At 62.0% G+C, this 16323-nt stretch carries 17 protein-coding genes; 12 read left to right on the forward strand and 5 right to left on the reverse strand.

All coding sequences use genetic code 11. From position 1 onward, the window contains the following. The first annotated feature begins 3 nt into the window (after positions 1 to 3). From HX821_RS01850 to HX821_RS01865, 4 genes are all read left to right on the forward strand, one after another. Positions 4 to 624, forward strand: a complete 621-nt coding sequence (locus tag HX821_RS01850) for a TetR/AcrR family transcriptional regulator (RefSeq protein WP_177035200.1) — start codon at positions 4 to 6, stop codon at positions 622 to 624. A gap of 188 nt (positions 625 to 812) precedes the next feature. Continuing rightward, positions 813 to 1871 carry a diguanylate cyclase gene (locus HX821_RS01855; protein ID WP_003211472.1) on the forward strand — a complete coding sequence of 353 codons (1059 nt, stop codon included), beginning with the start codon at positions 813 to 815 and terminating at the stop codon, positions 1869 to 1871. Positions 1872 to 2110: 239 nt separating this feature from the next. Continuing rightward, a complete protein-coding gene (locus tag HX821_RS01860; RefSeq protein ID WP_177035201.1) occupies positions 2111 to 3430 on the forward strand; it encodes a PAS domain-containing methyl-accepting chemotaxis protein in 1320 nt (439 codons plus the stop codon). Between the two features lie 80 nt (positions 3431 to 3510). Continuing rightward, the gene (locus HX821_RS01865; protein ID WP_003211469.1) at positions 3511 to 4026 is read left to right on the forward strand and encodes a DUF1003 domain-containing protein; all 516 of its coding nucleotides are present in this window, start codon (positions 3511 to 3513) and stop codon (positions 4024 to 4026) included. 105 nt (positions 4027 to 4131) lie between these two features. Here the strand turns inward: HX821_RS01865 and HX821_RS01870 are convergent, their stop codons facing one another. Further along, complete coding sequence (locus HX821_RS01870) at positions 4132 to 5016, reverse strand: LysR family transcriptional regulator (protein ID WP_177035202.1); 885 nt, start codon at positions 5014 to 5016, stop codon at positions 4132 to 4134. Positions 5017 to 5095: 79 nt separating this feature from the next. On the opposite strand from HX821_RS01870, the gene HX821_RS01875 reads away from it, so the two are divergent. Both HX821_RS01875 and HX821_RS01880 read left to right on the forward strand, forming a co-directional pair. Then, on the forward strand, positions 5096 to 5791 hold the full coding sequence (locus HX821_RS01875) for a CTP synthase (protein ID WP_177035203.1): 696 nt from the start codon (positions 5096 to 5098) through the stop codon (positions 5789 to 5791). Continuing rightward, positions 5788 to 6111 carry an antibiotic biosynthesis monooxygenase gene (locus HX821_RS01880; protein WP_177027668.1) on the forward strand — a complete coding sequence of 108 codons (324 nt, stop codon included), beginning with the start codon at positions 5788 to 5790 and terminating at the stop codon, positions 6109 to 6111. Before HX821_RS01875 ends, HX821_RS01880 begins: the two co-directional genes overlap by 4 nt. 190 nt (positions 6112 to 6301) lie before the next feature. Here the strand turns inward: HX821_RS01880 and HX821_RS01885 are convergent, their stop codons facing one another. Then, a complete protein-coding gene (locus tag HX821_RS01885) occupies positions 6302 to 6625 on the reverse strand; it encodes a DUF2025 family protein (protein ID WP_177035204.1) in 324 nt (107 codons plus the stop codon). A 232-nt stretch (positions 6626 to 6857) separates the two neighbouring features. On the opposite strand from HX821_RS01885, the gene HX821_RS01890 reads away from it, so the two are divergent. Next, a complete protein-coding gene (locus HX821_RS01890) occupies positions 6858 to 7985 on the forward strand; it encodes a glycerophosphodiester phosphodiesterase (protein ID WP_008432958.1) in 1128 nt (375 codons plus the stop codon). Next, on the forward strand, positions 7986 to 8663 hold the full coding sequence (locus HX821_RS01895; protein WP_177035205.1) for a helix-turn-helix domain-containing protein: 678 nt from the start codon (positions 7986 to 7988) through the stop codon (positions 8661 to 8663). It abuts the gene before it with no gap. On the opposite strand, the gene HX821_RS01900 is transcribed toward HX821_RS01895, so the two are convergent. Then, positions 8604 to 9533 (reverse strand): sterol desaturase family protein, encoded by a 930-nt coding sequence (locus HX821_RS01900; protein ID WP_177035206.1) that lies wholly within the window; start codon positions 9531 to 9533, stop codon positions 8604 to 8606. The genes HX821_RS01895 and HX821_RS01900 overlap by 60 nt on opposite strands. Before the next feature lie 140 nt (positions 9534 to 9673). Here HX821_RS01900 and HX821_RS01905 point away from each other — a divergent pair, with 140 nt between their 5' ends. The 4 genes from HX821_RS01905 (at position 9674) to HX821_RS01920 (ending at position 14297) form a co-directional block, all read left to right on the forward strand. Continuing rightward, a complete protein-coding gene (locus HX821_RS01905; protein WP_003211453.1) occupies positions 9674 to 9979 on the forward strand; it encodes a PepSY domain-containing protein in 306 nt (101 codons plus the stop codon). Positions 9980 to 10164: 185 nt separating this feature from the next. Next, entirely contained in the window at positions 10165 to 11340 is a 1176-nt protein-coding gene (locus HX821_RS01910) for a GAF domain-containing sensor histidine kinase (protein WP_003211451.1), read from the forward strand. A gap of 100 nt (positions 11341 to 11440) precedes the next feature. Continuing rightward, positions 11441 to 12463, forward strand: a complete 1023-nt coding sequence (locus tag HX821_RS01915; protein ID WP_003211449.1) for a transporter — start codon at positions 11441 to 11443, stop codon at positions 12461 to 12463. A 217-nt stretch (positions 12464 to 12680) separates the two neighbouring features. Next, on the forward strand, positions 12681 to 14297 hold the full coding sequence (locus HX821_RS01920; RefSeq protein ID WP_177035207.1) for an inorganic phosphate transporter: 1617 nt from the start codon (positions 12681 to 12683) through the stop codon (positions 14295 to 14297). A 123-nt stretch (positions 14298 to 14420) separates the two neighbouring features. Here HX821_RS01920 and HX821_RS01925 read toward each other — a convergent pair whose 3' ends face one another. Together HX821_RS01925 and HX821_RS01930 are read right to left on the reverse strand one after the other, a co-directional pair. Continuing rightward, positions 14421 to 15395 carry a biotin-dependent carboxyltransferase family protein gene (locus HX821_RS01925; protein WP_177035208.1) on the reverse strand — a complete coding sequence of 325 codons (975 nt, stop codon included), beginning with the start codon at positions 15393 to 15395 and terminating at the stop codon, positions 14421 to 14423. After that, complete coding sequence (locus HX821_RS01930; protein WP_008432967.1) at positions 15392 to 16270, reverse strand: allophanate hydrolase subunit 1; 879 nt, start codon at positions 16268 to 16270, stop codon at positions 15392 to 15394. The genes HX821_RS01925 and HX821_RS01930 overlap by 4 nt, the downstream gene beginning before the upstream one ends. Positions 16271 to 16323: the final 53 nt, after the last annotated feature.

Consider the following 16323-nt stretch of genomic DNA (forward strand, 5'->3'; position numbering starts at 1 on the left):
ACCATGACTGTACCCCTGCGCCTCACCGACCGTAAACGCGAAGCCATCGTGGCAGCCGCCATTGCCGAGTTTCGTGACAACGGGTTCGAGGTCACCAGCATGGACAAGATTGCCGCCACGGCGGGGGTTTCCAAGCGCACGGTGTACAACCACTTCCCGAGCAAGGAAGAGCTGTTCGCCGAGATCCTGCATCAACTGTGGGCCAGCAGTGTTGCGCAACTGGACGTCAGCTACGCCAGCGACCGCCCGCTGCGGGAGCAACTGCGCGGGTTGCTGCAGGCCAAGATGACGATGATGTCGGACGCCAACTTCCTCGACCTGGCCCGGGTCGCGATTGCCGCCACCATCCACTCGCCGGAACGTGCCCAGGACATGGTCAACCGCCTGAGCAAGCGTGAAGAAGGCTTCACCCAATGGGTACGCGCCGCCCAGGAAGACGGCCGGCTGAGCTGCACCGACCCATGTTTCGCCGCCCACCAGGTGCAAAGCCTGCTCAAGGCCTTTGCCTTCTGGCCACAGATCACCCTCGGCCAGCCGACCCTGGACGCCGACGCCCAAGCGAACGTCATCGAGTCGGCCATCGACCTGTTCCTCGCAGGCTATGAGGTCGTGCCGCAGCGCTGACCTGTTGCAGGAACGACATCCAAGGTCGTTTTTATCTGATTCGCCGCGTGTCCTTTGCAAATGGCCTGGAAGGACACTGATTATTCCCACGCGAATAACTGACAATATTCACACGTATTATCCGACCAGTGGTTTTCCCGATCACGTGTGCCGTCGTACCTGCAAAAAAAGAATCGACCCAGGAATCTATGGAAAACCAACGAGGCAAAGGGCTGTCATTTGCCAGACGTATCTACAGGCCAAGGATCATCGGCCTGGGCATCGGCTGCATCAGCGTCATCGCCGCGCTCTACCCACTGCAAATGCCAGGCTGGGTCTGGGCGTTGCTGCTGTTCAATGGTTTTGGCTGGGCGCACCTGGCCTATCAACTTTCGACCCGCTCCGATTTCCCCTACAAGGCGGAACGGCGAAACCTGCTCTACGACTCACTGCTCGGCGGGTTCTGGGCGGCGACTACACAATTCACGCCACTGACGGCCGTGACCATCCTGTCGATGATGACCATGAACAACGTCGCCGCCGGCGGCAAACGCCTGTTCCTCCACGGCATCGTGGCGCAACTGGCAGGTATCGGCGTGTCCTGGCTGCTGTTTGGCATCCACTTCAATCCCGACGTCAGCCTGGTCCAGGTCTACGCCTGCCTGCCGATGCTGACCCTGTATCCCATGGCGCTGGGCATGGTCTGCTACCGCCTGGCGATCAAATTGTCGGAACACAAACGCGCCCTGAGCGCCTTGAGCCGCACCGACAGCCTCACCGGCCTGCTCAACCACGGTTCTTGGAAAGACCTGCTGCACCTGAAGTTTCACAAGTGCCAGCAACAACATGGGAACGCCACCATCGCGCTGATCGACATCGACCATTTCAAGCAGATCAACGACAGCTATGGGCACATCATCGGTGACCAGGTTCTGCGCCAACTAAGCCTGGAACTTCGACGCAACCTGCGGGCAAACGACCTGGCCGGGCGATACGGCGGCGACGAGTTCTGTGTGATTCTTCCGGACATGCCCATGGAACAGGCCGCGCAAGTCATGGAACGCATGCGCGAGGTGTTCAGCAATTACCGCAACCCGGAAATCCCCGAACTGCGGGTCAGCCTGAGCATTGGCCTGGCGTCTTTCCAGAGCACCTTCACCGACGCGGCCATGTGGCTCAACGCAGCGGACCGCGCGCTGTACGCGGCCAAGGACACCGGCCGTAACCGAGTCAATATCAGCGACTACGTGGTCGCCCATTCCGCCTGAATCCCGCCCTCTGCATCTCGTCTGAATTAAACGCGCCCGTCGCCGACCGATAGCATAATGCCGCCATTGGTCGACTGGCATAGAACTTCTTGCCGGCCATACGACTCAGAACCCGCTGTTCCACCCCGCTGCCAGCACAAGGAAGCTGGCAATGAGCACGTTTGCCGTATGGCCAGGCCTTACGGTGGCAGGCGCCCCCATGGATACCCCTGACGCTTGCTTCCCCCGAGCACACGACCATGCTATTCAACGCCCATAAAAAAACCATCAGTACCCTGCAAGCCACCCTTGCCCAGCAAGCCAGCCTTCTCGACGCCATCGACCGCTCCATGGCGGTGATTGAATTTGATCTGCAAGGCACAGTCCTGCGGGCCAACGAGAATTTCCTCAAGGCCATGGGCTACACCGCCGACCAAGTCGTGGGCCAGTCCCACCGCCTGTTCTGCACCCCGGCCTTTGCCCGCAGCGCCGAGTACGGCCAGCTGTGGACGCAATTGCGCAACGGCCAATTCCAGTCCGGCACCTTTGAGCGCGTGACCAGCGGCGGCCAGCCGATCTGGCTGGAGGCCAGCTACAACCCGGTGCGCGACGAGTCCGGCAGCGTGGTGAAAGTGGTGAAGTACGCCATGGACGTCACCCCGAAAATGCAGGCCGAGAGTGAAGCCAACGCCAAGTTGCAGGCCATCGACCGCGCCATGGCGGTGATCGAGTTCAACCTCGACGGCACCATCATCAGCGCCAACCAGAATTTCCTGCAGCGCATGGGCTACAACCTGGCGCAGGTGCAGGGCAAGCATCACCGCATGTTCTGCACACCGGAGCTGGCCAACAGCAGCGCCTACAGCGATTTCTGGCGACGGCTGAACCAGGGTGAGCTGTTCAACGGCCAATTCGAACGCATCGACAAAAACGGCCAGGTGGTGTGGCTGGAAGCCAACTACAACCCGGTGTACGACGCCAGCGGGCGCCTGTGCAAGGTGGTGAAATACGCCTCCGACGTCACGGCCATGGTGGAGAAACACGCGGCCGACGCGCAAAGCGCCACCCAGGCTTATCACATCTCGCTGCAAACCCGGGACATCGCCGAAAAAGGCGCCGAGGTGATCCAGCAGACCGCCACCGGCATGCGTGAGATTGCCGCCAATATCGACGGTTCTTCCGCGCTGATCGCCAAGCTGGGCGAGCGTTCGCAGCAGATCACCGCCATCGTCAACACCATTCGCGGGATTGCCGACCAGACCAGCCTGCTGGCATTGAACGCTGCCATCGAAGCCGCACGCGCCGGCGAACAAGGGCGTGGCTTTGCGGTGGTGGCCGATGAAGTGCGGCAATTGGCGGCGCGCACCAGCGGTTCAACGGCCGAGATTTCGTCGATGATCGAGATGATCCAGACCGAAACCCGCCAGGCCATCGACAGCATGGACGGTACCCGCGACCGCGCCGCCCAGGGCGTGGACCTGGCCAACCAGGCGGGTACGGTGATCCTGCAGATTCGCGAAGGCGCCAGCGAGGCGGTGCAGGCTGTGAGTGCGTTTGCCAATGAACGGGGCAACAGGTAAGCGACAGGCTTCTTCATGTGCCAGGCCGAGGGCTCGGTCTATAGTGGTGGCTTGTCTTACGCCACGGATTCGAGCCCGCCATGACCCCGGATAAACCTGAAGCCAACGTTGACCACCTGCGCTTTCATCGTAAACACGCCCATCTCGCGCCGACCTTTGGCAACGACACCTTTGCGTTGAAAGCCGAAGCCTTCGCGCGCTTCTTTGGCACCCCGACGTTCCTGGGGGCGCAAACGGCAATCGTGATTCTGTGGGTCGTGCTCAACATGACCGGCATCACGCACTTTGACGTCTACCCGTTCATCCTCTTGAACCTGGCGTTCAGCCTGCAATCGGCCTACGCCGCGCCTTTGATTTTGCTCGCCCAGACCCGCCAGGCCGCACGGGACAAGGCCCAATCCGACGCCGACGCCCAGCACCGCGAAGCCCTGGCCGTGGCCAACACCGAACGCCAGGCCCAGGCGGCGCAGACCACCAAGCAACTGCTGGAACTGTTGGAGCAGAACACCAAGCTCACCGAGATGACCAAACAACTGACCGAACGCATCGAAGGGCTGACCAGCGAAATGCACGACCAATTCGTGCGCAAGACCTGACCCTCCCACGCATCCAGTGTGGGAGCTGGCTTGCCTGCGATTGCATCACCGCGGTATGCCTGATGCACCACAGCGCCTGTATCGCAGGCAAGCCAGCTCCCACAGTTATCTCACCGGCAAGCGCACATGCTGGCCCAACTGATCAAATAACGTCACCACCGAGCGCAAGGCCCGGCAATCGGGGCGCGTCAGCAGCCACAGGGCGGTGTCGTGCCCCACCAGCGGCGGGCTCAACGGTTCCAGACCCGCGCCCAGCAGGTAATCCGGCAACGCGGCCACGCCGAGTCCCGCGCGCACCAGCTCGGTTACCGAAACCATGCTGTTGCAGCGATAGGCTGGCATCACTCCCGGCAAGTGCTGGCGCCGCCAGGTGACGGTGGGGTGATCCGGCAGGAAGTCATCCGGCGCGATCCAGTTCAGGGCCGCCAGTTCCTCCCCCCCATGCTGGCGGGAATAGTCGGCACTGGCGCACACCCGATACGACACCGTGCCCAGGCAACGTCCTACCAGATGCTCGGGCGGTGCCTTGGTCAGGCGCAGGGCGATATCCGCATCGCGGCGGCTGAGGTTGGCGAAGTCATTGGACGTGCTCAGCTCCAGGGTCAACGCCGGGTAGCCCGGCATGAACTGCGCCAGGGCCGGCAGCAACAGTGACTGCAATACCGAGTCCGTGCACGTCAGGCGCACCGTACCGCTGATCACTTCACCGCCCTGCTCCACTCCCACCCGTGCTGCCTCCAGCGCCTGTTCGGCACGTTCGGCCTGCTCGGCGAGGGTGGTGGCCAAGGTGGTGGGCAGGTAGCCGGCGCGGCTCTTTTCGAACAGCGTCTGGCCCAATGCCGTCTCCAGCCGCCGCACTGCGCGAAACACCGTAGACACATCCACCCGCAGCAACGCCGCCGCCCGCGCGAGCGTGCCGCCGCGCACCAGGGCGAGGATCAGGGAAAGGTCTGGGTAGTCGATCTGATAGTGCGCCGCTGCATTGAACATGTGTGTTAACGCCAATATTGATTGCGTGAACGCCAATCTATAGTGAGCGCCAGGACTCAACAAGCCACGGATACCCTCGATGAATAAAACCACCCTGCACCTGGCCCTGATCGGCGACTACGATGCACAGGTCACCGCCCACCAGGCCATTCCCCTGGCGTTGCAACAGGCCGGCGCGGCGCTGGGCCTGACGGTGCGGTTCGACTGGCTGGCCACCGACACGATCAAATCCACCGAACAACTGCAGCACTACGACGGCTTCTGGTGCGTCCCCGCCAGCCCTTACCGTGATCTGGACGGCGCCCTGCTGGCCATCCGTTATGCCCGTGAACAGCGGCGCCCTTTCCTCGGCACCTGCGGCGGTTTTCAACACGCGGTGCTGGAATATGCCCGCAACGTGCTGGGCTGGGCCGACGCAGAACACGGCGAACTGGCTCCCGATTCGCCCCGTGCAGTACTCACGCCCCTGACCTGTGCGCTGGTGGAAGCGACCGACACCATCCGCTTGATGGCCTATACCCGCATCGCCGAGGCCTACGCCACCCTGGATATCCATGAAGGCTACCGTTGCCGCTATGGCATCAATCCAGCGTTCGAAAGCGCATTGCTGGAAGCCGACCTGATTGCCAGCGGCCATGACTCGGCGGGTGACCTGCGGGCGGTGGAGTTGCTGGGCCATCCGTTTTTTGTCGCCACCCTGTTCCAGCCGGAACGTGCGGCGCTTAAAGACGTCACCCCGCCGCTGGCCATTGCGCTGCTGAAGGCCTGCGCATGATCGCCAAGACACCCAAACCGCCGTACTACGCCGTGGTGTTCAGTTCATTGCGCACTGAAGGTGACAACGGTTACGGACAAGCCGCCGACCGCATGCTGGAACTGGCCCGGCAACAACCCGGTTTTCTCGGCGTGGAATCGGCGCGCGGGGACGACGGGCTGGGTATCACGGTGTCCTACTGGAGCAGCGAAGCCGCGATCCTGGCGTGGAAGCAGCACGCCGAACACACTGAGGTGCGCGAACAGGGCCGCGCCACCTGGTACTTGGCGTGCCATACACGAGTGTGCAAGGTGGAGCGGTCTTACGCGTTCGAGCGCTGAAACCTCAGCCTGTGTAAAACACTTAATGTGGACAAGGGAGGCTCTGTGGTGAGGGCGCTTGCTGTAGTGAGGGAGCTTGTGTGGTGAGGGAGCTCCCTCACCACAGCAAGCTCCCTGCCACAGCGAGCTCCCTCACCACAGCAAGCTCCCTAGCCACAAAAAGCGCTCCAGCCGCAGGGCTATGCGGCACTCAACTGACCAGACTGCGCACCGCACTGATCTGTGGAATCTCCACCCGACGCATGTACACCCGCAGCGGTTCCGTGATGTTGATGCGATCGTCGATGTTCTGGTCCAGCAACAACTGGATCCGCTCGCGGGACAAGGTCATGGCCTGCCCGTCGACCGGCAGCCAGACAAACTCGGCGGTTGGGATAATGCCGTCATCGGCCACGTCCATGCCGAAGGAGTCTTCGCTGAAACGGACGATGTACTGGCCAGTCATGCGGTTCAGGCCGACAAAACCCTGGAGTTGGTCGGCGGCCTGGCAGATAAGCTCGGAGGTGATGCGCATGGTAAACCTCACTGAAAAGTCCTACTTGGACTGGAAAGATGGTTTACACGCGTGGCAGGAAAATCTGCCCTCTGATGGGGCAATTCAAGGCAAGAGTACTGCATCGCACCGCACAAAAGTGCAGAAAAATGGCCGGTGAACACGTTAATGTCGGTTTGGTGATAGCGCCATTCGCAAGCAATTGTTAAAAAGGAGCCCTTCTCAAAGTTACCTCCACGAAAGGACTTCGCATATGCCTGTCACGTTTACCAAGAGTGCCCTGCTGCTGGCCCTGATGCTGGGCCTTGGCCACGCACAGGCGGCAAGCCCGATCAGCCCTACCGAATTGGCCACCAACGAAGGCATTCCGCACCCCGCCGTGATTGCCCACCGTGGCGCCTCCTTCGATGCACCGGAATCCACCGCCGCCGCCTACAAAGTCGCGCGCGACCTGGGTGCCGACTACCTGGAAATGGACCTGCAACGCAGCAAGGACGGCGTGCTATTCGCCCTGCATGACAACAACCTCCAACGCACCACCGACGTCGCCACCAAGTTCCCCGAGCGCAAGGACAGCCCGGCCAACGAATTCACCTGGGCCGAGCTTAAAACCCTGGACGCCGGCAGCTGGTTCAACGCCGCCTACCCGGACCGTGCCCGCCCGGGCTTCGTCGGCCTGAAAATCCTCAGCCTGGACGAAATCATCAAGATCGCCGAAGGCAATCCGCAGCACAAACCCGGCCTGTACATCGAAACCAAAGAGCCGAAGCAATTCCCGGGCATCGAGGCCGACCTGAAGAACAAGCTGCTGGATAAAGGCTGGTTGAGCTCCACCGGCTCCAACCAGGCCCAGAAAAACATCGGCGTAGGCCAGGGCAAGGGCCGCGTGGTGCTGCAAACCTTTGAGAAAGACAGCCTGAAAGAACTGCAAAAAGAGATGCCCAACACCCCGAAAATCCTGCTGTTGTGGGTAGGTGAAGGCAGCATCGAACCGAAATCCAAGGTGCCCTTCGCCGAGTCCGGCGAGCCGAGCAAAGCCGCCTACTACGCCAAGCAGGAGCCGAAGGACGCCGCCGAGTTCGAAAAATGGATCGACGAGGCCAAGAGCCTGGGCGCCATCGGTACCGGCCCTTCGGCACAACTGACCAACCTCGGCGACCAGAGCTACTCCGACCTGGTCAAACCCGAGATGAACCAGTTGACCCACGACAAGGGCTTGCTGGTGCACGTGTACACCGTGGATGAGCCGGTGGACTTCGACAAGGTGATGAAAGCCGGCGTCGACGGCATCTTCACCAACCGCGCCGCCGAACTGCTGAAGTACTACAAACGCTGGCCGTCCTCGAGTGTGGCCGACCTGCTGCAGGACAACGGTTACTGAGTGAGCCCCGAATGGTCAGGTCGCCTGTGGCTCGGGCCTGACTACGGGCTGATCCAGGGCACACCGGGGCGCACCGCGCCCCATGCACACTATGCCCATCAGCTGATGTTCTCCGCGGGCGGGCCGGTCACGGCCAGCCTCGATGGCCGTGCCACCACGGCCCATCGCCTGTTTATCCCGTCCAGAATGCCCCACGCCATCCTCCAAACCCATGGTGAGGTATTGATGGTGTATGCCGAACCCGGCGCCTTTGACTTCGACTCTTTGCAGGCCGCCCTGGCCGACAGTGAACGGTCCCTGGAAGCACTCGAGCGCACGCTGCGCCAATTGCCGAGACGCGCACTGGAAGATGCCAGGGTGGAGCGCGCGCTGTCGGCGCTGGATCAGCAACTGAGTGGCAAGGTCTCGGCCCAAGCCCTGGCACAGGCGGCGCACGTTTCGTTAAGCCAGCTGGAACGTTTGTTCGCCAACCAACTGGGTTTGCCGGTACGTCGCCTGGTGTTGTGGCGGCGCTTGCGAGTGGCGCTGGGACTGGCGCTCGGCGGCAGCACCCTGACCGAGGCTGCCCATGGCGCCGGGTTCGCCGATTCGGCGCATTTTTCCCGGACCATGAAACAACTATTCGGCGTCACGGCCGGGGCGTCGTCGCGCAACCTGCACGTACGAATCCTCGACTAGACCGACGGGAACCGGCGGCTCCTTGCTCAATTGCACCGTCCTGAACGGATCGCGCAACTGCGCCACATACTCCCGCGGAAAATCCGGCCGGCTGCCAATCCCCAAGTCGCCCTGCCCCATTCGATAGTCATGGCTGTAAAACGCCGTGCCCAAGAGCCAATCCCACAGATTGAAAAACAAGCCGAAATTCACATCCCCAGCCCGGCCATATTTCATGTGATGAAAACGATGCACCGGCGCCCAGGCGAACACCCAGCGCAGCGGCCCCAGGCGCATGTCGACATTGGAATGCTGCAACAGCAGCTGCACGGCAATCGCCAGGGCCAGCAGCAGCGCCACCTCCGTGGGAATGCCCAGCAGGATCAACGGCGTCAACCCGGCCGTGGCTTCCAGCATCTGGTGCAACGGATGCTTCATCAAGCCATTGAAGCCATACAGCCGTTGCACGCTGTGGTGCACCGCATGCAGGCGCCACAAGGCAGCGACTCGGTGGCTGGCGTAATGCATCAAGGTGATGCCCGCATCGGCAATGAAGATCGCCAGCAGCAATTGCGCCCAGAGCGGCCACGCCCGCGGCCATACACCGTCGACGGCCAACAGCGCGGTCAGCACCGGCAAGATCAACAAGCCCGCCGCATTGAGGCCCTCATTGACCAATGCGTGAATCAAGTCGCGACGACGATCACCCTGGTTGCGATTCCACTGCGGCTCATAGGGCAACCACCACTCGGCGATAAACGACACCGCCACCGCCAGAACAAATACCAGCCCCAGCCACTGCAGCGCATCCCTCTGCACCAGCCACAGCGCCCACCCGATAAACCCCGCCCAGAACAAGGGCGCATACACCCAGGCCATTAACTGTTTCATCTGTGCCTCCCGTAAGTGAGACGCCAGCATGAAACCCCGCACTCGCCGCCGATTGAACAAACGGCGCAATCTTAAGGGTGAGTTAAGTTGCGCTGGTTAACCTGATCCCACTTAAACAGCTCACCCCAAAGGATCACACCATGAAAAACCTGACCGCTCTGTTCGCTGCTGCCGCCTTGACCCTTACCGCCGGTTTGGCCCAGGCCGATGTTCGCCCGGACCAGATTCCGAGCCTGCTCAAGTCCGGTGCCGTGATGGATTTTGAAAAGCTCAACGCCAAGGCCGTGGCCCAGCACAAAGGCGCCACCATCGTTGACACCGAACTGGAAGACAAAGCCGGCCGCCTGGTCTACGAGACCGAACTGCGTGACACCAGCAACGTGAAGTGGGACGTGAAGCTGGATGCCAAGACCGGCGAAGTCCTGGAAAACAAGCAAGACACTTGAGTTGAACCGCAAAAACGCCGCGCCGCCTTCGGGCCGCGCGGCTTTTTTATGCGCGCTCGTCGCCCAGAAGAGCAATTAGTCTAATTAGCGTGAACGAATTTGTACCTTACGCCGCCAAGCTCGCTAGAATCCCAACCATCAGCCAAGGCACAACGCCAGCAGCATCAGGACCGGAACCGTTCGCCATGGGGCAAAAAGCCGTCGACATTGCCACCATTGGCAGAATCAGCGCCGTCCCGGCGATTCTCCAGGTAGTCAGCGAGATGACCGGCTTGCGTTTTGCGGCCGTGGCCCGGGTCACCGACGATTCCTGGACCGCCTGCGCCGTGCGCGACCAACTGGACTTCGGCCTGCCCGTGGGTGGCGAGCTGGACCTGACCACCACCCTGTGCCACGAAATACGCGACTCCCACGTCTCGATCGTGATCGACAAAGCCAGCGAAGACCCGCTGTACCGCGACCACCACACGCCGCGCATCTACCACTTTGAAAGCTACATCTCGGTGCCGGTGTTCCGCACCGACGGGCGTTTCTTCGGCACCATCTGTGCCCTGGACCCGAACCCGGCGCAACTGCGCAGCAGCACCATCCAGTCGACCATGGAGTCGTTTGCCCGGGTGCTGTCGCTGCAGATCGAAGCCGAAGAAAGCCTCCAGCAGACCGAGGCCGACCTGCAGCAGGAGCGGGAAACCGCCGAACTGCGCGAACAATTCATCGCCGTGCTCGGCCACGACCTGCGCAACCCGCTGTTCGCCATCAACGTCGGCGCCGAACGGCTGCTGCGCAAACACCCGGACCCGGCCACCGACACCCTGGTGCGGCACATGCTGGCCAGCGGCCGCCGCGCCTCGCAACTGGTGGAGGACGTACTGGACTTTGCCCGCGGGCGAATGGGCAGCGGCATCCCGGTGAACATCAGTGAATGCACCGGGCTTGAAGACACTTTGCAGCATGTGGTGGAAGAGGTGCAGCACGTGCACCCCAAGCGGCTGATCCACGCCCGCATCGGCAATCTCAAGGGTGTGAAAGGCGACCGCGAGCGGCTCGCGCAATTGCTCTCCAACCTGGTGGCCAACGCCATCAGCCACGGCAGTCCCGAAGGGCCGGTTGAGGTCAGTGCACAGGTCAACGCCGGCACGTTTGAGTTAACGGTGAAAAACCTTGGGCTGATCAGTGAGCAAGCCATGCCGCTGCTGTTCCAGCCCTACTCCCGACCGACGGGCGCCTTGCCCCAGGCCGGGCTGGGCCTGGGGTTGTACATCGTCAAACAGATTGCCGACGCCCATGGCGGGCGGCTGGAAGTGTCTTCCAGCGAGCAGGACGGCACGGTGTTCAGCTTCAGTTTGCCCGCAGGCGATTGACGGCCACCTCAAACCGTCACAAAACCGTCAAATCCTGTTGCCATGATGCGCTCAAGTGAACCTGTGAAATTTCCTACAGGCACTTTCCCTGCGAGCCTCCATGAACCACAGCATCGACCACAGCCACCAGGACTCAGACCTGTTTGGCTTGCTCTACGGTTTTCGTTTCCGCCCCGGTGAAAAGGGCGAACAGATTGATTCAGCCACTGCCCTTGCGGCCTTGCAGCAGCCCGGAGACCCCGACGAATTTCTGTGGCTGCATTTGAACCTGGCCCACGCCGCCTGTGAGCGCTGGATGCAGGCGCACCTGAACCTGCCGGAAGAATTCTTCGAAGCCTTGCACGAAGGCTCACGCTCCACCCGCATCGAACACGTGGACTCGGCCTTGCTGGCGGTGGTCAACGACGTGGTCTTCAACTTCAGCAGCATGGTGTCTTCAGACATTTCCACCTTATGGGTGTGCGCCCGCAGTCGGCTGCTGATCAGCGCGCGCCTGCAACCGCTGCATTCGGTGGACAAGCTGCGCTCGTCGGTGAAGGCCGGTGAACACTTTCGCTCGCCGCTGGAACTGTTGGTGCATTTGCTGCGGGACCAGGGCGAGGTGCTGACACAGATCGTGCGCAAGACCAGCCTCAGCGTCGACCAGATCGAGGACCAGTTGCTGTCGTCACGCCTGTCCACCAACCGCGCCGAACTGGGTGCCGCGCGCCGGGTGCTGGTGCGCCTGCAACGGTTGCTGGCGCTGGAGCCGGGCTCGTTGCTGCGACTGCTCAATCGCCCGCCCCAGTGGTTGCAGAAGGAAGACGTGAAAGAGCTGCGCAAATCCACCGAGGAGTTTGCGCTGATCATCAACGACCTGATGGCGTTGGGTGAGCGCATCAAGCTGCTGCAGGAAGAGATCGCCGCCAACCTCAACGAACAGAGCAACCGCACGTTGTTCACCCTGACCGTGGTCACGGTGCTGGCGTTGCCGATCAACATCATTGCCGGTTTTTTTGGCATGAACGTTGGTGGCGTGCCGCTCTCCACAGACCCGGAAGGCTTCTGGATTCTGGTGGCGCTGGTGGCGACATTCACCCTGATTGCCGGACGCTGGGCATTTCGCAAGCGCAAGGATTATTGAATTTGAAATGCGATCAAGTGTGGGAGCTGGCTTGCCTGCGATAGCGGTGGTGACTGATACACCGCTATCGCTGGCAAGCCAGCTCCCACATTTTATCGGCGGTGTTTTATAGACCGGCGGCAACTTCAATTCCCTAAACACTGATTTACCGCAGCATCTCTGTAACATTCTGCAACGATCATGACGGATATCCTCCCTCAACACTGGATGTTCCGGCATGGCAACCCCTTCGCTGACCGCCTCCACCGCCTCCGTCACCAACGATCTCAAACCGCGCCTGGACAAAAAACCGGGCCTGGTGACGGTGATCATTTTCTTCGCCGTACTCGCCATGGGCCTGTTGTTCACCGCCTACAGCCTGATGCACGACATGCACGAGCTGGGCACGGTGGTCACCACCTGGACGCCGTTCCTGCTGCTGGGCGTGGCGCTGTTGATCGCCCTGGGCTTCGAGTTCGTCAACGGCTTCCACGACACCGCCAACGCGGTGGCCACGGTGATTTACACCAACTCATTGCCACCGCATTTCGCGGTGGTGTGGTCGGGCTTTTTCAACTTCCTCGGCGTGCTGCTATCCAGCGGCGCGGTGGCGTTCGGCATCATCGCCCTGCTGCCGGTAGAGCTGATTTTGCAGGTCGGCTCCTCCGCCGGCTTTGCGATGATCTTCGCGCTGTTGATCGCCGCGATCCTGTGGAACCTCGGCACCTGGTGGCTGGGGTTGCCGGCGTCGTCGTCCCACACCTTGATCGGCTCGATCATCGGCGTGGGCGTGGCCAACGCCCTGATGCATGGCCGCGACGGCACCAGCGGTGTGGACTGGGGCCAGGCGATCAAGATCGGTTATGCGCTGCTGCTGTCGCCGCTGATCGGCTTCGCCTTCGCTGCCCTGCTGTTGCTGGCGCTGCGGGCCTTCGTGAAAAACCGCTCGCTGTACAAAGCGCCGAAAGGCGATACCCCGCCGCCTTGGTGGATTCGCGGCATGCTGATCGCCACCTGCACCGGTGTGTCGTTTGCCCATGGTTCCAACGATGGCCAGAAGGGCATGGGCCTGATCATGTTGATCCTGGTGGGCACCCTGCCGATGGCCTACGCGTTGAACCGCACCATGCCGGCCGGTGAGTCGTTGCAGTTTGCCGCGGTGGCCGAAGTCACCCAGGCCGCCCTGGTAAAAGCGGCGCCGCAACTGGCCCCCGCCGACTCTCGCGGCACCTTGTCGACCTACGTACGCACCAAGGAAGCCACCCCGGAACTGGTGCCCGCCCTGGCCGCCATCACCGGGCATATCGGTGAGGAAGTGAAGAGCTACGGCTCCCTCGCCGCCGTACCGGCCGAGGCCGTGGGCAACGTGCGTAACGACATGTACCTGACCAGCGAAACCATCCGCCTGATGGACAAGGGCAAGGTCGGCAACTTCGACGCCGACACCCAGAACAAGCTGCAACTGTTCAAGCAACAGATCGACAACGCCACACGGTTTATCCCGCTGTGGGTCAAGATCGCCGTGGCCATCGCCCTCGGGCTCGGCACCATGGTCGGCTGGAAACGTATCGTGGTGACCGTGGGCGAGAAGATCGGCAAGACCCACCTGACCTACGCCCAGGGCGCATCCGCCGAGATGGTGGCGATGCTGACCATCGGCGCGGCAGACATGTATGGCTTGCCGGTGTCCACCACCCATGTGTTGTCGTCGGGTGTGGCCGGGACCATGGTGGCGAACGGCGGTGGCTTGCAGATGAAGACCATCCGCAACTTGCTGATGGCCTGGGTGCTGACGTTACCGGCGGCGATTCTGTTGTCGGGCAGCCTGTACTGGCTATTCACCCAATTGTTCTGACACAACCCGATAAAAATGTGGGAGCGGGCTTGCTCGCGAATGCGGTGGCTCAGTCACAGACTTATTGACTGACACTCCGCTTTCGCGAGCAAGCCCGCTCCCACATTGGGTTCAGTGGTGAGTTCAGGTGCTAAACAACCCACCCATCACCTTCAGCCGCTTTTTGTACACCCGCCGCGCCTCCAACGCTTCCTCCAGCGTCACCGCCACAAACCCCGCCCGCTGGTTCGGTTGCATCTGCCCGATCAGATCCAGGTCGGCACTGATCACCGTGCCAATCATCGCGTAGCCCCCGCCCGACACCGCGTCCCGGTGCAGCACGATCGGCTCCAGGCCCGCCGGCACCTGGATCGAACCGATGGGGTAGCAACTGTCGACGATGTTCGACGGATCGGACCCGGCGCCAAACGGCTGTTCCCGTGGCTGAAAGCTCAAGGCATTGCCGCCCTTGAAGCGATAGCCGATGCGGTCGGCCTCCGACCCCACCGTCCAGGGCTCGGCAAAAAAGCTGCTTTTGGCGGCGGGCGTCAGTCGCTCGTAATACAGCCCCGGCACCACCCGCAGGGTCACGTCCCCACCCACCGATTGGCGCAACACCATGGGCAAACTGTTCCCCGCCCGGCCTTTGCCGCTGGCTTCGCCCACGGGCAGTTCATCACCCTCCACCAGCCGCCGCCCCTGAAACCCGCCCAATGCGCCGAGGGTGTAAGTCGAGCGGCTGCCTAACACCAGCGGCACATCGATGCCACCGGCCACCGCCAGGTAAGTCCGCGCGCCGGCCCTGGGAAATTCAAAGCGCAGCACTTGCCCGGCCCGCACTTCAAACGCGGTGTCCTGATGCACCACCACGCCGTCCAGGCGCGGCGACATCAGCGCCCCGCACAACGCCACCAGGGCATCCTGCTGAAACTCCAGCTCCGGCCCGATCAACGTGCATTCCAGCCCGGCAGCGCCGATGGGGTTGCCCACCAGGTGGTTGGCCGCGCTCAACGCGTATTGGTCCAGGGCGCCGGATGGCGGGATGCCGAGGTGGTAATAACCTTCGCGGCCAAGATCCTGCACGGAGGTGGCGAGGCCGGGTTTGAGTACCTTGATCATGCCAGCGCCTCCTGCAAGGTTTTCGGGTAGCCGATGGGGTCGGCGAGAAAGGCGTCGAGGGAAAACTCCACCGGGCGGATGCGCAGGTCGAAGCGCCCTGCGTCCACTTCTGCCACGGCCAGGTCATAGGCGTCGCGGTCCATGGGTTTGAACTGCACGATGTCGCCGGGGCGGAAGAACACCATGTGCTCTTTCAGGTAAGCCAGTTGCTGTTGCGGGTCGTAGATCGGCGCCGGGGTGACGCCGAACATCTGGTAACCGCCGGCGCCGCGTACCGAATAGATACAGCCAAAGCAGCCGCCATGGCCGAGGGTCAATTTCGGCGTGTCGGTGCGTGGGCGCAGGTACTTGGGCACCTGCAACTGCCGCTCGCGCTCCACCATCTGGAACATGAACGGCAAGCCCGCCACAAACCCCACCATCGAGACAAACCACGGCGCGCCACTGTGGGCCGCGATAAACGCGTCCACATCCGCCAGGCCGTTGATCCGCGCTGCGTATTCCAGGTCGGTACCGGTCGGGTCCTGATGACGGTCGCGAAAGCGCATCAGGGTTTCATGGGTCCAGGGGTCGTTGTACAGCACCGGGATTTCGATGATGCGGGTGTGCAAGGTGCGTTCGGCCACGGCCTGGGCTTCGGCGCTTTGTACCGCGTCGAGCAGCACGTGGGGCGCGATGCGGTCCGGGTCGAAGCGAATCTGGAACGAGGCATTTGCCAGGCAGACGTCCAGCACACCGTCCAGGGCCAGGCGTTCCACCGCGCGGGTGACGGCCATGCCCTTGAAGAAAGCCTCCAGGGACATGCTCTCGCTGACCTCGGCAAACAGGTGTTCATCACCGCCAAAGCTGTAGCGGATCGGGGAAGATTCAGCCATGTCTGTTCCTCTTGGAATCATTGTAGAAAGGCAGGCAAAAAATCAGTCAGACC

It is taken from the genome of Pseudomonas sp. B6001, assembly GCF_013386015.1.
Lineage (GTDB): Bacteria > Pseudomonadota > Gammaproteobacteria > Pseudomonadales > Pseudomonadaceae > Aquipseudomonas.